Source organism: Metabacillus indicus LMG 22858 (assembly GCF_000708755.2).
Taxonomy (GTDB): domain Bacteria; phylum Bacillota; class Bacilli; order Bacillales; family Bacillaceae; genus Bacillus_P; species Bacillus_P indicus.
Map to the genome: position 1 here is coordinate 1 of NZ_JGVU02000002.1, position 13,974 is coordinate 13,974.

Consider the following 13,974-nt stretch of genomic DNA (forward strand, 5'->3'; position numbering starts at 1 on the left):
AAAAAGTCAAACCCGGACTTTTCCGGTGATTTCTTATCTGACTGCCAGGCCTGAACAGTCGTCTCCGCTTTTCTAATTAATTTTAGAATGTTAAAGGACATCCTCGCATAAAGTGTATTAATCGCGCTCAAGTATCACCAATGATGGAGGAGGTCCTTATGGATATCTTAAAAAAAGTTGAAAAGTACAGAGAAGATGAACAGCGACTGAAGTGGGAAGGAACCTTCGTTGAGTATTTAGAGATGCTGAAAGAACAGCCATGGGTTGCACAATCGGCTCATTCACGAGTTTACAATATGATCAAAGATGCCGGTATAGAGGAAGAAAACGGGTCAAAGCGCTATAAGTTCTTTGATCATAAACTGTTTGGGCTTGAAGATTCTCTTGAACGCCTTGTGGAGGAGTACTTCCATCCGGCTGCCAAACGGCTGGATGTCCGCAAGCGGATCCTGCTGCTGATGGGGCCGGTCAGCGGCGGTAAGTCCACGCTTGTGACGATGCTGAAGAGAGGTCTTGAATCGTATTCCCTTACTGACCGCGGTGCTGTTTATGCCATTAAAGGCTGCCCGATGCACGAGGATCCTCTGCATTTAATTCCCCATCATCTGAGAGAAGACTTCTTTGACGAATACGGCATACGGATCGAAGGAAATCTTTCGCCTTTGAACCTGATGAGGCTTGAGCAGGAGTACGGCGGACGGATTGAAGATGTGATGATTGAGCGGATCTTTTTCTCGGAAGATAAACGGACTGGAATTGGAACGTTCAGCCCATCTGATCCTAAATCCCAGGATATAGCTGATTTAACAGGGAGCATTGACTTTTCGACGATTGCGGAGTTCGGGTCAGAGTCTGATCCGCGTGCGTACCGTTTTGACGGGGAGCTGAACAAGGCAAACCGCGGAATGATGGAATTCCAGGAGATGCTGAAGTGTGACGAGAAATTCCTCTGGCATCTGCTTTCATTGACACAGGAAGGCAATTTTAAAGCGGGAAGATTTGCCCTCATTTCTGCAGATGAGCTGATTGTTGCGCACACGAATGAAACAGAGTACCGCTCCTTCATTTCCAACAAGAAGAATGAGGCGCTGCATTCACGGATCATCGTGATGCCTGTGCCGTATAACCTGAGGGTTTCTGAAGAAGAGCGAATCTATGAAAAAATGATTATGGAAAGCGATGTTTCAAATGTTCATATTGCACCGCATACGATGCGGGTTGCGGCAATGTTTACTATATTAACAAGATTAAAAGATCCAAAGCGCGGTGACATTGATCTTGTGAAGAAGATGCGCCTGTACGACGGCGAGAATGTGGAAGGCTACAACACGGTCGATGTGGAAGAGCTGCAGAAGGAGCATGTGGATGAAGGGATGAGCGGAATCGATCCGCGGTATGTCATCAACCGGATTTCCTCTACCATTATCCGTAAGGAAATTCCGTCGATTAATGCGCTCGATGTCCTAAGATCGCTGAAAGAGGGGCTGGATCAGCACGCATCCATCTCTAATGAAGACCGCGAGCGGTACTTGAACTTCATCTCTGTTGCGAGAAAAGAGTACGATGATCTTGCGAAAAAAGAAGTGCAAAAAGCATTCGTCTACTCGTACGAAGAGTCTGCAAAAACATTGATGGATAACTACCTCGACAACGTGGAAGCTTACTGCAATAAAAATAAGATTCGCGATCCGCTGACTGGCGAGGAAATGAATCCGGACGACAAGCTCATGCGCTCAATTGAAGAGCAGATCGGCATTTCCGAAAATGCGAAAAAGGCGTTCCGTGAAGAGATTCTTATCCGGATTTCAGCTTATGCCCGCAAAGGAAAACGATTTGATTACAACTCGCATGAACGCCTCCGTGAAGCGATCCAGAAAAAGCTGTTTGCCGATCTGAAGGATGTAGTGAAGATTACAACATCTTCGAAAACGCCGGATGAGCAGCAGCTGAAGAAAATCAATGAAGTCGTTAAGAGGCTGATTGATGAGCATGGCTACAATTCTACGTCTGCAAATGATCTGCTGCGGTATGTGGGAAGTCTCTTAAACAGATAACGGGAAAAGCCGGGCATGGGAGTCCGGCTTTTCAGCTTTGTAGTAGAGAAAAGAGGATACAGCCATCATGTTTCAACTTTTCCTCTTGCGGGAAAACTAGAAGCATCGGAGGTGGTTTTCATGACAAAGAAGACTGAGACGGAAACAGAAAACGGCACAATGGTGCGCGACATGAAGGATCTGGTCGAGCACTCCAAAATTATGGAACATATGAAAACAAACAAAGAACTTGAGAAGGAAGGCAAAAGACCTGATCCGGTTCAGCACAAAGAAGACAAATAGAACTCTCTGACACATTTGTGCCAGAGAGTTTTTTTCTGTCTTTTATCTTGTTCATTCCGATCAGTTTACAAAAATATGCAGAAAGATTTATGAGGAATACCGGAAACATGCGACCGTTCTGAATAGTGACAAGGTGTATGTAAATAATTATGCATCATGAGACTTGTCTATTTTTAATAGGGTCAAGCCTAATTTTCTAAATTATTTGTCAATTATCTCTTTTTTCAGCATAGGATAGAGTAATCTAAACAACACCGGAAATCGACCCAAAGCTATTGTATGTATATAGGTGCAGTTTGGTGAAGAATCATTCCAAAATAATTTTTGGAGGGGGAGAGTAGAAGATGAGTATAGGAAATGGGCGCAACTTTGTCATTTCGAATGAAGATTGGTCCCTCCACCGCAAAGGCCATGATGATCAGAAACGTCACCAGGAGAAGGTTCAGGAAGCGATTAAGAGCAATTTGCCTGACTTGATTACAGAAGAAAATATCGTGATGTCAAACGGCAAAGATGTAGTGAAAATTCCGATCAGGTCACTGGATGAATATAAAATCAGATACAATTATGATAAAAACAAACATGTCGGCCAGGGGGACGGGGAAAGCAAAGTCGGTGATGTCGTTGCACGCGACGGTTCCCCGCAAAACGCGAACGGTCCGGGCAAAGGCCAGGGAGCTGGAGACCAGGCAGGCGAAGATTACTACGAAGCTGAGGTCAGCATGCTGGAGCTTGAAGAAGCTCTTTTCAGCGAACTTGCGCTGCCTAATTTGAAGAGAAAAGAAATGGATCAGATTATTGTAGAAAATATCGAGTTCAATGATATTCGAAGAACAGGATTAATGGGGAATATCGATAAGAAACGAACCATGCTTTCTGCGTATAAACGGAACGCAATGTCCGGCGCACCTAAGTTTCATCCGATTTACCCGGAGGATCTGAAGTTTAAAACATGGAATGAAGTATCAAAGCCCGAATCCCGTGCCGTTGTCATCGCGATGATGGATACGAGCGGTTCGATGGGAATCTGGGAGAAATATATGGCCAGGAGCTTTTTCTTCTGGATGACAAGATTTCTCCGCTCGAAGTATGAGAAGGTGGACATTGAATTTATCGCCCATCATACAGAAGCTAAGGTTGTTTCAGAGGATGATTTCTTTTCTAAAGGGGAAAGCGGAGGGACCATTTGTTCATCTGCCTACCGGAAAGCACTTGAGATCATTGAAGAGAAGTATCAGCCAAGCCGCTATAATATTTATCCTTTCCACTTTTCAGACGGTGATAACCTGACTTCCGACAACGCCCGCTGCGTAAAGCTTGTGGGTGAGCTGATGAAGGTTTCCAATATGTTCGGCTACGGGGAAGTCAATCAGTACAACCGCCACTCTACTCTCATGTCCGCTTATAAAAATATCTCTGATGAACGTTTCCGCCACTATATCCTCAAGCAAAAAGCCGATGTGTTTCACGCGATGAAAGGCTTCTTCAGAAAAGAAGAAGAACAGATGTATGCCTAAAAAAGAGGACGAATTCCGTCTTCTTTTTTTGTTCCAATTTTTGTATAAATTCCTGCCGTTGAAAAATAATACTCATGGCGGCACTTACATAAGTAAGCTGGCAGATGTATTTATTAAAGGAGGAATGGTTATGAAAAAGAAGTGGCTTGGGGTATTGATGATTCTCACTATGGCTCTGTCGTTTTCGACAGGTGCGTTTGCTGCTGAAACCGGCGGCGGTGGCGGCCAGAAGGATATCGTGGATACAGCGGCAGCGGCAGGAGATTTTAAAATCCTTGCGGCAGCACTGGAGAAAGCGGGCTTGGTCAGCACACTTAAGGAAGCAGGGCCATACACAGTTTTTGCCCCTACGGATCAGGCATTCGAAAAGCTTCTGAAGGATTTGAACATTACCGCGGAGGAGTTATTGAACAGAGAAGATTTAAAAGATATTCTTCTGTACCATGTTCTCTCCGGAAAAGTCCTTTCAAGTGATCTGAAAGACGGCATGAAAGCGAAAACTCTTGCAGGGAAAGAAGTGACTATTACTCTTGATCCTGTGAAGGTGAACAATTCCACTGTTGTAAAACCGGATATTGAGGCTTCTAACGGAGTTATTCATGTTATTGATACGGTATTGATTCCTTAGATACAAGCTTTCAGTAAAAGCATTTCTTCTTATGGGAGAAGTGCTTTTTATTTTGAACGGGCACCAAAAACCTCTTCCCATATTCTTGAAATCTAGGTAAAATAGGATAGTCCATAACACATATAACGGAGGAGAAAATGTCAGTCTACGTTCATAGAAAAGAAGAAATTTATTTTATATTGCTGCTTTTAGTTACAATCCCAATGTACTTATTGTTTATTTTCACAGGAGTAGGACTCCTGATTCTGCTTCCTTTTATCCTTATTCCTCTGATTGCCCACTGGATCAACACAGGTTTAATTCGTGGAAACGGCGTAAAAGTTACGGAAAAGCAGTTTCCTGAAATCCATGCAAGGGTGAAGGAAATTGCTGAAGTTATGCAGGTGAAAAAGCTTCCGGATGTTTTTATTGTGCAGTCAGACGGTATGCTGAATGCATTTGCTACCCGTTTTTTCGGTAAAAACATGGTGACTCTCTACTCTGGAATAGCCGATTTGCATGTAAAGGGCGCACAAAAGGAGCTTGATTTTGTCATTGCGCATGAGCTTGCCCATATTAAAAGAAATCATATTTTGAAAAATTTCCTTGTGTTATTCGGGAATTGGATTCCGTTTCTCGGAAGTGCCTATTCAAGAGCCTGCGAGTATACATGTGATGCGATGGCACATGCATGTACAGAGGATCTGGAAGCTTCAAAGCGCGCACTCACGATTCTTGCTGCGGGACCTGAGCTGTACAAACATGTGAATGAAGAAGCCTATCTGGAAGACAGCAGCAGGGAGAAACATTTTTTCGTCTGGTTCAGTGAAAAAATTTCAACGCATCCAGCTCTGCCAAAGAGAATCTTCCGTCTGAATCAGGTTTTCGGCGGGACGAATCCTGCTGTATCGTTTAAAACGACCGCACTTTTTAAAGCAGGTCTGGCTGGTGCCGTTGCCCTTGTTGTCCTTCTTGGAGCGGGCGGGGCCGTTCTATTCAGTTTTCTTTCCACTACGGGTCTTTACAGCGACTTCGTTCTTGACAGCGAGGGAACAACCGAGCTGATGGCAGCTGCTTCTGAAAATGACTACGACCGTGCCCGCGAACTGATTGAGCAGGGAGAGGACGTCAATGTTCAGGACGAGTCCGGCATGACGGCTCTCATGTATGCCGTTTATGCGAACTACGACCTTGAATTCGAAGAAGAGGCCGAAAGCTATGATGACATGATTGCCCTGCTTCTTGAAAACGGGGCGGATCCGGACTTGGTGTCAGAGGAAGGAGATATTGCCACTGTGGATATTATCTCACTTGGTAACCTTGATCTCGCCAACCTGCTGATTGAAAAAGGGGCAGACATCAATCAGGAAGACGGCTACGGCCAAACACCCCTGACCACGGCAGTATACCAGGAAGATGCAGACATGGTTGAGCTACTGATTAAAGCCGGAGCCGATCCTTTTTATGTCACGAGTGAAGACGAATCTGCCCAGTCCATTGCGGAGGATGCCGAGCTGAATGAAATTACGGCTCTTTTATATCAGTAGACTGTCAGTTTCATAGAAAATGATTGGAGCGCAAATCATAGCTGATTTGCGCTCTTTATTATGGGAAATGCGCGGGTAATAATAGGTATACAGAGCAATCATACCCTGCTAAACTGTAAAACGATTTGGGAGGGTATGGAAACGCTTGAATCGTACCCTGCGAAACTGTAAAACGATCTGGGACGTTATTATGGAACACTTACTCTCACCCCACCACCCTTGAAAGTGCTCCAAAGCCCGGAATAGAACACTTACTCTCACCACTCCACCCTTGAAAGTGCTCCAAAGCTTCGAATAGAACACTTACTCCTCACACTCCACACCGGAAAGTGTTCCAAAACCCCGAATAGAACACTTACATCTCACCTTCCAATCTAAAAACTGCTCCAAAGCTCGTTAACGAATCTCCACATTATTAAAGCCCAAACCCCAAAAAAGACCATCTTCACGCAGATGGCCTTAATCATGTATTCTTTAATCTCAAACCTTCAATAACCCTCGAAACCCTCTAGCCGCATAGTAGGAGTCTGCCCCGTTATGGTACACAAAAACATGGCCGTACCGGTAATCGCAGAATAAGGCGCCTCCGAGATCGCGAATAGCAGCCGGTGTCTGGATCCAGCTTGATGTTTTTCTGTCGAAAGGACCAAATTCCTGCAGGCGGCGGTACTGCTCTTCGTTCAATACTTCTATGCCCATGGAAGCCGCAAGGTCCATGATGCTGTTTTCAGGTTTGTTCTTTTTACGTGCATCAAGGGCTTTACGGTCATAGCAAAGACTTCTTCGGCCAGATGGACTTTCAGCTGAGCAGTCACAGAAGTGGTACTCATCATCCTCAAAACCAATTACATCCGGCTCTCCGCCTGTTCGTTCCATTTCATGCAGCGACCACATTTTATCAGGGTTTGCAGAAAGCTTTGCCTGAACGGCTGCCCACTCCACACCGGGATGCCTGTTCATGTTTTGCTCAAAACGTTCATTCAGAACGTCAAGCAGAGTGCTCTCTTCCTCTTGCGACAATTCCTTTTTCACTGTTTCTGTCATACGGATTCCTCCTTATTTTAGTTCCTGTTTTCAGCTTACAGCAAATGTCCGGGTGAAGTAAATTTTAATTCAAAAAAAAACACACCGTCTCGATAACGGCGTGTTCCAAAGATGTTCCGTTTAAAAGTCTTGCTCCTCTTTTTTCTTATCAGGAGACAGAGGGAATTCTAGGTGAATCACGGTACCTTTGCCGGTTTCGCTCCGGACGCTGATTGTGCCGTTGTGTGCGTGGACGAGCTGTTTGGCAATGGCTAGACCGAGACCTGTGCCTTTCGTGGATTCTTCTGTATTGGTTCCCCTGAAATAGCGGTCAAACAAATTGTTCCGGGTGGCCTCATCCATCCCGACTCCTGTATCTTTTATCAAGATGGAGAAGGAATCCTCTCCTTTTTTCAGTGAGATTTCCACTTCTGTTGAAGGGGGATTATGTTTAAAGGCATTGGCGGCAAGGTTTTCAATGATGCGGTGAAACCACCGTTTGTCGATTGGGTAAAAAATCTCTTCTTCTGAAGCCCGGTAATCGATTTCGCGGTCCTGATACATCGGATCGTTCAGGAAATGCACGATGGATCTTCTGATCGTCTCATTCATTTCCTGTTCTTCAATTTCAAGCGGCAGGGCATTGTTTTTCAGCCTGTACGTTAGATTGAAATCTTCGATCAGGGACGTCATGTAGCTTGCTTTGTCTTTCATAATGCCGGCAAACTCCCGCACTTCCTCTTTTGACCAGTCGTACTGCTGTGATTCCAGCATATAGGCATACCCGTACAGCGAGCTCAGCGGTGTTTTTAAATCATGGGAAAGGCCCGTGATCCAGTCTTCTCTTTTTTCATCCATCAGCGCTCTGTCCTTGTCTTTTTGAATGAGATTAGAGGTCAGGACGTTAAGCGAAAATATAATATCATGATAGATCTTAAATGATTTCCTCAGCTTTCCGTTTTGCTTGGAGCTTGCCCGGATGCCCTGTTTGGTCAGAGGCTCGGCGTATTTGCCGGTCGCCAGATTTTCAAGCCAGAGTATTATATGGAGCAGCGGTTTGCCGAGTTTATTCGAGTACCAGATGGAAATCAGGATAAACAGAACGGCAGTAAAAAGAATAAAAATGATCATCCACTTTAACAGTGCTGTCATCAGTGAATTGTCATACTGCTCATCCGGGAAGTATTCCTTATTCGGAGAACCGATAATGTATTTGAATCCGGTTGAAGGGTCGGCATACGTTGAATAAGACGTTTTGTGGTTCCACGGTTCTTTTTTGTATGCCATCACTTCAAAATAGCTTGGAAGCTTTTTGCCTTTGTCATTATAGGAATAGATCAGATTGGATGATGAATCATAGACGGCGAGCCATGCTTTTTTGCCTGAAAAAAGGCTGCGGACTTCCTCGGCAAGATCTGGTTTTCCATCTGCAGGGATCCCGCCTTCCACAAGCTTTGTCATCAGGTGTGCATTTGCGGAGTGCTTGCCGTAAAGCACAATATACGATTCCTTCTCCTGGTTAAGCACCCAGTAGGTCTGGTCATAATGGAATGCTTTATCAATATCGTCAAAGAAGTTTTTTAGAGAATACGATGCCGGCACGTTGTCAGGTGTTAAATACGAGTAGACAACCTTGCCTTTTTCATTAATGACCTGCAGCCATCCGTTCTGATTTTTTATGGCGTTTTTGGCAGAGTCGTCAAGAGCGATTTTATCATCTGACATTTCAAAGATATCTCCGATATAGAGGGGGTCCATCCGCTTAACTTCTTTTTCGAGCATGTTGTTAAAATCCTGCGTGATCAAAACGGCAAGCGAAATGCCGACAAGTGTCATAAAGAGGAGAAACCAGACAATCATATGAAAAATAAAAAAACGGGTAAGCTTTCCTTTTAAATTCATTGTCTTCGCCCATCATCAACAAATTTATAGCCAAGTCCCCGGATGGTTTTTATGTAGGAGGGCTGGCTTGGATTTTTTTCGATTTTTTCACGAAGCTTGCGAATATGCACCATGACGGTATTGTCATCGACCATATAATGCTCGTTCCAGACATTTTCATAGAGCTGATGTTTTGTAAAAACCCGGTTGGGGTGCTTGCAGAAAAAGATCAGCAGCTGAAACAGCTGGGCTGAACAGTCGACAGGCTTTTGGTCAACGAATAGCTCGGCTGATGACACATTGACGGTGAAGCGGTCATATTCATAGATTTCCTCAATTGCCGTTTTCTTAGCGGTCTGCGGCATCGTCCGTTTTAAAAGAGCTTTTGCGCGGGCTGCAACCTCAAGAGGATTGAACGGTTTTGTAATGTAATCATCTGCGCCGTAGGCGAAGCCGGAAAGTTTATCAAGGTCACTGCTCTTGGCGCTCAGAAACACGATCGGCGTATTCGTTTTCTGTTTGATCAGCGGACACAGATCAAATCCGCTGATATCAGGCAGCATGATATCAAGGACAATCAGATCATATTCCTTCGTTTCAACAGCCTGCAGAGCAGCTGCGCCTGACAGGCATTCATCTATATGTGTAAATCCTTCTTTTTGCATAACGGTCCGGACGAGCTTTAGTATTGCTTCTTCATCGTCGACCAATAATACTTTGCAGTTCTGAAACAATGAATGTCCCCCTTTCTTTCTCTCATTACCATAATGCATTACCGGGTGTTTGTTAAGAAAAATTATTTGGCAGGCGCTTTTCTTTTTTCAGCAGCCCAGAAGAGGAACTGGCCGAGGAGTGCCGCGATAAAGACAGAGGCGATCCACCAGTAATACTCGTTTACAACTGACAATCCAACATGTCTTGAAAGCAGCAGCAGACACGCTGCAGTCGATACGTACCACAAAAAATTCTTCAAAAGATCCAGCTCCTCATCCATTTTCATACAGTCTATCACTCCAAGCTTTCTCTCCTGTTATGAAAACCTTAAAGTTCTCTTAATTGTTAAAAACAGGGTATCTGTACATAACTTAGCAGGAAAAACACATACTAACAAAAAAAAATGCGGTGGTTACATGGCCATAAAAGAAGGATCCATCTCGAGCGTTTTAAAAGAAAATATGGATTATATCGAGTCATTTGCCAAAATCAACGCTGACTTGATCATCCATAGAATTCAATCGTTTCAGCATTCCGGCATAAGCGGGGTCATGCTCAGGATTGAAGGCATTTCTGATGACCTTAAAGTGTATGAATTTATGCTGAAGCCGCTGATTGATTCGCTTGCTGCCAAACAAAAGTACGCATCAGCTGAATTTGTGAAAGAACTGAAGGAATCCATTCTTGCCATTGATTCCATTAATATCGAAACAAAGTGGGAGAACATCATGCAGGAGCTTCTTGGCGGAAACACAATCCTGCTGTTTGATCAAATTGCTCTCGGCTTAACTGCAGCGACTGCAGGAGGGGATAAGCGGGAAATCTCCGAACCTACCTCCCAAACGGTTATCCGGGGGCCGAAAGACAGTTTTATAGAAGAAATCCGGGTAAATACGTCCCTGATCAGAAAGCGGCTGAAAAGTGCAGAGCTGTGCCTTGAAAAGCTTGAAGAAGGAAAGTACTCCCATACAAATGTGGAGCTGATGTACATACATGACAAAGTGGATCAAAAAGCGCTGAAGTCCCTAAAAGAAAAACTTGAGGCGAAAGATCCCAATATTATTATCGAGTCTGCTTATATTGAAAAGATGATTCAGAACAAACAGATGACCCCTTTTCCCGTCATCAGCCACACAGAGAGGCCGGATGAAATTGTCACTAATCTTCTGGAAGGAAGAATTGCGATTTTTGTTGACGGGACGCCGTTTGTTTTATACTGTCCAGTCGAATTCAGAAGTTTTTTTCAAACGACTGAAGATTACTTTCAGCAGTTCAATATCGATAAAATCATGCAGGGCCTTCGTTATTTCGCTTTTTTCCTGTCCCTGTTTGCACCATCCATTTATATTGGTCTCGTTACCCATCACCAGGCACTGATCCCAAACAGCCTGCTGCTCAGCCTTTATGCACAGAGAGAGGGCATTCCTTTCCCATCTTTGATTGAAGCGCTATTCATGGAAACCACCTTTGAAATCTTGCGGGAGGCAGGGATCCGGATGCCAAGAGCCATCGGCCAGGCCGTATCAATTGTCGGCGCGCTTGTTATCGGCCAGACAGCTGTTGAAGCGGGTCTTGTGTCGACTGCGGTCGTCATCGTTGTATCCATTACGGCGATTTCAAGCTTTACAACGCCAAATTACAGCCTGGCTACTACTGCAAGGCTGCTGCGTTTTATCTTTATGTTCGTTTCATATTTTCTCGGATTCTACGGCCTGCTTCTTGCCATGATGGTCCTGTTTGGACACTTAATGAGCTTGAAATCACTCGATAAGCCGTATTTTACCTACCAATCATCAAAAAAAGTCGGGAAGAATGTTCTATGAAAAAGGTGTTGATCATGTTCTGCAGTCTCCTGATGCTTACAAGCTGCGGAACGCAGAGAGAATTGAATGAGCTTGCCCTGATTCTTTCTTTGGGAGTGGACGTTTATGAGGACACAGGATATCAGGTGACCATGCAGATTGCTGATCCAAGTGAAATCATTACAATAACCGGTGCTACAAGCGGCACTTCATCCATTCCGATTGTTAACTACACAGGTGTCGGGCCAACCTTTGTAGAAGCACTCGAAAATGCAGCAAGACAAGTGTCCCGGACAGCGTTTTACACGCATATAGCCCTGATTGTTGTCGGGCAGGATCTTGCAGAAAGAGGGATTTTTCCTCTGCTTGATACCCTTGAACGGGAAACGGAAATCCGAGAAAACGTTCCGATTGTAATCGCAAAAAAAGAATCTGCTTTTCATATTCTGAATTCACTCACGATGATTAACAAGCTTCCTGCTTATTCTATTAAAGGGAAGCTTAAAATGAACGAAGAAGGCTTTGGAACGACGATGACGGTCACTATCAAAGATTTTCTCGTGAAAAAAGACAGCGAAGCTACGTTCCCTATCATCAGCGGTGTCATCTCTCCTCACTATACAGAAAAAACATCAACAAAAGAAAATCTGGAGCAGGCAGCTCCTAAATCAAGTCTTGTGTCAGGTCTTGCTGTTTTTGACCAAGGCGGAAAATTACTGTACTGGATGAAGGATGAGCATAAGCGCAGTGTCCTGTTTCTTGAAAACCGGATTAAGCAGGCTCTTGTCATGCTTCCATGTGATGAAGAAAATCAGACAGCCATCAAGATCATGTATGCAAAAACCAAAAAAGAAACTTCAGTTGAAAAAGGCAAGGCAAAACTGAGCATCTCCATAAAAGCTGAGGGAGAGATTGACGGTCTGGGCTGCCCGAACAAAGAGATGACTAAAAAACAAATCATATCGGGCTATGAAAAAGAATTGGAAAAAAAGATAAAGGAAGAAGTCGAGGCTGCGGTAAAAGAGGCTCAGGAGCAGGAGACAGACATATACGGGTTCAACGATGTGCTGTACAGAAACAAACCGGATCAATGGAAGCGTGTTAAGGATTCTTGGGCAGAGCTTTTCTCCGGGGCGGAAGTCCGTGTAAAAGCAGAGGCGGAAATTAAGCGTACAGGCAACATTACAAATTCAAACTAAAGGATCGATATTATGCAAAGGCCTTCGATTACAGCTAATCAGCTGCTCGTCACCATTTTTATATTTGAAATCGGAAGCGCCATCTTGCTTGATGCGGCGAAAGGAGCCAAGCAGGATGCGTGGATTGCCATTCTTCTTGGCTTTACTTTGTCCATACCGGTCATTATCCTTTACCTGGTCCTTATGAAAAAAAATCCCGAATTGACACTGTCAAACCAGCTGAAAAAGGGCTTTGGAAAATATGCGGGCATGGTCATCAGTTTTGCTTATATGCTTTATTTTCTGTACATATCTGCAAGGGTTCTCAGAGATTTCGGTGAGCTCCTGATCATTTCCGCCTACGACGATACATCCATGATCGTCATCAACAGTTTTATGATCCTGTGCGTCATCTACTTCTCCTTAAAATCGTTTCAAGTTGTGGCTAAGCTGAACATCATTCTATTTGTTCTCATTTGGGCGCCGTTTGTTGTGATTATTCTCTTCGAGGTTCTTTCAAACCTGGTGCATCTCGAGTATGTAAAGCCTGTGCTTGGAAACGGATGGATGCCAGTTTGGCATGCAGCGTTTCCGACTGTTTTAACATTTCCTTACGGAGAAATGGTTGTTTTTCTAATGATTTATCCTCTTCTCGACAAAAAACAGAAGGCGGTAAAACTGACATTTGTATCCCTGCTCCTTGTAACATTCGTTTTAACAACGACTGCTTTTCTGCATGTAGCCGTTCTTGGGCCGGCGATGGTTGAAAGATCAATGTTTCCAATTCTTACAACCGTATCGCTTGTCAGCATTTCCGATTTCATTGAGAGACTGGATTCGTTCGTCGTCATCCTGATGATTGTCACAGGATTTATGAAGGTATTTATCTTCTTTTACGGAGCAACGAGAATTGCCGAGGAGACGATGCCGACATTAACGATGAAGCAAATATCGCTGACATTCGGGATTTTCGTCATCCTCCTTTCCGTGCTGATTGCGCCAGATTATATCGAGCATATGGAGGAGGGAATCAAGGTCGTGCCTTATTACCTTCATCTTCCGTTTCAGATTGGACTTCCGGTTTTACTGCTTGCTTCTCTCATGATAAAAGATTTTGTTGCAAAGCGGCAGGCGGCAGGTGGCAAAAGTGGTTAAAAAAATCATGTTTGGCGTGCTCAGCTTCTGCGGATTATTCGGAATGGCCATTGGGCTGGACCTGCTTCAGGGGATAGACCTGGCTGATTTTTTAAAAGAGGCCAAATTTTACTTTGGAACCTTGAAGCTTGATGATTATTTTTCACTCTCCCTATGGGCAGCAATCATCGGCATCTACCTATACAAAGTCCCGAACGATCTTTGACAGGCATAA

Annotated in this window: 13 protein-coding genes; 9 read left to right on the top strand and 4 right to left on the bottom strand. The window is 44.2% G+C overall.

Going from position 1 to position 13,974, the window contains the following annotated elements; genetic code table 11:
• The first annotated feature begins 158 nt into the window (after nt 1–158).
• The 5 genes from AZ46_RS03185 to AZ46_RS03205 all read left to right on the top strand — a co-directional run bounded on the left by AZ46_RS03185 (nt 159) and on the right by AZ46_RS03205 (nt 6,007).
• Nucleotides 159–2,054 (top strand): PrkA family serine protein kinase, encoded by a 1,896-nt coding sequence (locus tag AZ46_RS03185; RefSeq protein ID WP_029285448.1) that lies wholly within the window; start codon nt 159–161, stop codon nt 2,052–2,054.
• 120 nt (nt 2,055–2,174) lie between these two features.
• Nucleotides 2,175–2,336 carry a hypothetical protein gene (locus tag AZ46_RS21845; protein ID WP_158001677.1) on the top strand — a complete coding sequence of 54 codons (162 nt, stop codon included), beginning with the start codon at nt 2,175–2,177 and terminating at the stop codon, nt 2,334–2,336.
• 344 nt (nt 2,337–2,680) lie between these two features.
• The gene (yhbH, locus tag AZ46_RS03195) at nt 2,681–3,853 is read left to right on the top strand and encodes a sporulation protein YhbH (protein ID WP_029285444.1); all 1,173 of its coding nucleotides are present in this window, start codon (nt 2,681–2,683) and stop codon (nt 3,851–3,853) included.
• A gap of 130 nt (nt 3,854–3,983) precedes the next feature.
• A complete protein-coding gene (locus tag AZ46_RS03200; RefSeq protein ID WP_081870181.1) occupies nt 3,984–4,481 on the top strand; it encodes a fasciclin domain-containing protein in 498 nt (165 codons plus the stop codon).
• Nucleotides 4,482–4,618: 137 nt separating this feature from the next.
• Entirely contained in the window at nt 4,619–6,007 is a 1,389-nt protein-coding gene (locus AZ46_RS03205; RefSeq protein WP_029285440.1) for a M48 family metallopeptidase, read from the top strand.
• Nucleotides 6,008–6,487: 480 nt separating this feature from the next.
• Here the strand turns inward: AZ46_RS03205 and AZ46_RS03210 are convergent, their stop codons facing one another.
• From AZ46_RS03210 to AZ46_RS21850, 4 genes are all read right to left on the bottom strand, one after another.
• Nucleotides 6,488–7,051, bottom strand: a complete 564-nt coding sequence (locus AZ46_RS03210; RefSeq protein WP_029285438.1) for a DUF4256 domain-containing protein — start codon at nt 7,049–7,051, stop codon at nt 6,488–6,490.
• Between the two features lie 120 nt (nt 7,052–7,171).
• On the bottom strand, nt 7,172–8,932 hold the full coding sequence (locus tag AZ46_RS03215; RefSeq protein ID WP_029285436.1) for a sensor histidine kinase: 1,761 nt from the start codon (nt 8,930–8,932) through the stop codon (nt 7,172–7,174).
• The gene (locus AZ46_RS03220) at nt 8,929–9,645 is read right to left on the bottom strand and encodes a response regulator transcription factor (protein WP_029285434.1); all 717 of its coding nucleotides are present in this window, start codon (nt 9,643–9,645) and stop codon (nt 8,929–8,931) included. The genes AZ46_RS03215 and AZ46_RS03220 overlap by 4 nt, the downstream gene beginning before the upstream one ends.
• Nucleotides 9,646–9,707: 62 nt before the next feature.
• On the bottom strand, nt 9,708–9,884 hold the full coding sequence (locus AZ46_RS21850) for a hypothetical protein (RefSeq protein ID WP_158001679.1): 177 nt from the start codon (nt 9,882–9,884) through the stop codon (nt 9,708–9,710).
• Between the two features lie 157 nt (nt 9,885–10,041).
• On the opposite strand from AZ46_RS21850, the gene AZ46_RS03230 reads away from it, so the two are divergent.
• The 4 genes from AZ46_RS03230 to AZ46_RS03245 are packed head-to-tail and all read left to right on the top strand — an operon-like array spanning nt 10,042 to nt 13,965.
• Nucleotides 10,042–11,448, top strand: coding sequence for a spore germination protein (locus tag AZ46_RS03230; protein WP_051827408.1), 1,407 nt, complete (start codon nt 10,042–10,044; stop codon nt 11,446–11,448).
• Nucleotides 11,445–12,626 (top strand): Ger(x)C family spore germination protein, encoded by a 1,182-nt coding sequence (locus tag AZ46_RS03235; protein WP_029285427.1) that lies wholly within the window; start codon nt 11,445–11,447, stop codon nt 12,624–12,626. The genes AZ46_RS03230 and AZ46_RS03235 overlap by 4 nt, the downstream gene beginning before the upstream one ends.
• A 12-nt stretch (nt 12,627–12,638) precedes the next feature.
• Nucleotides 12,639–13,760, top strand: a complete 1,122-nt coding sequence (locus AZ46_RS03240) for a GerAB/ArcD/ProY family transporter (RefSeq protein ID WP_051865190.1) — start codon at nt 12,639–12,641, stop codon at nt 13,758–13,760.
• Nucleotides 13,753–13,965, top strand: coding sequence for a hypothetical protein (locus AZ46_RS03245; RefSeq protein WP_029285423.1), 213 nt, complete (start codon nt 13,753–13,755; stop codon nt 13,963–13,965). The genes AZ46_RS03240 and AZ46_RS03245 overlap by 8 nt, the downstream gene beginning before the upstream one ends.
• Nucleotides 13,966–13,974: the final 9 nt, after the last annotated feature.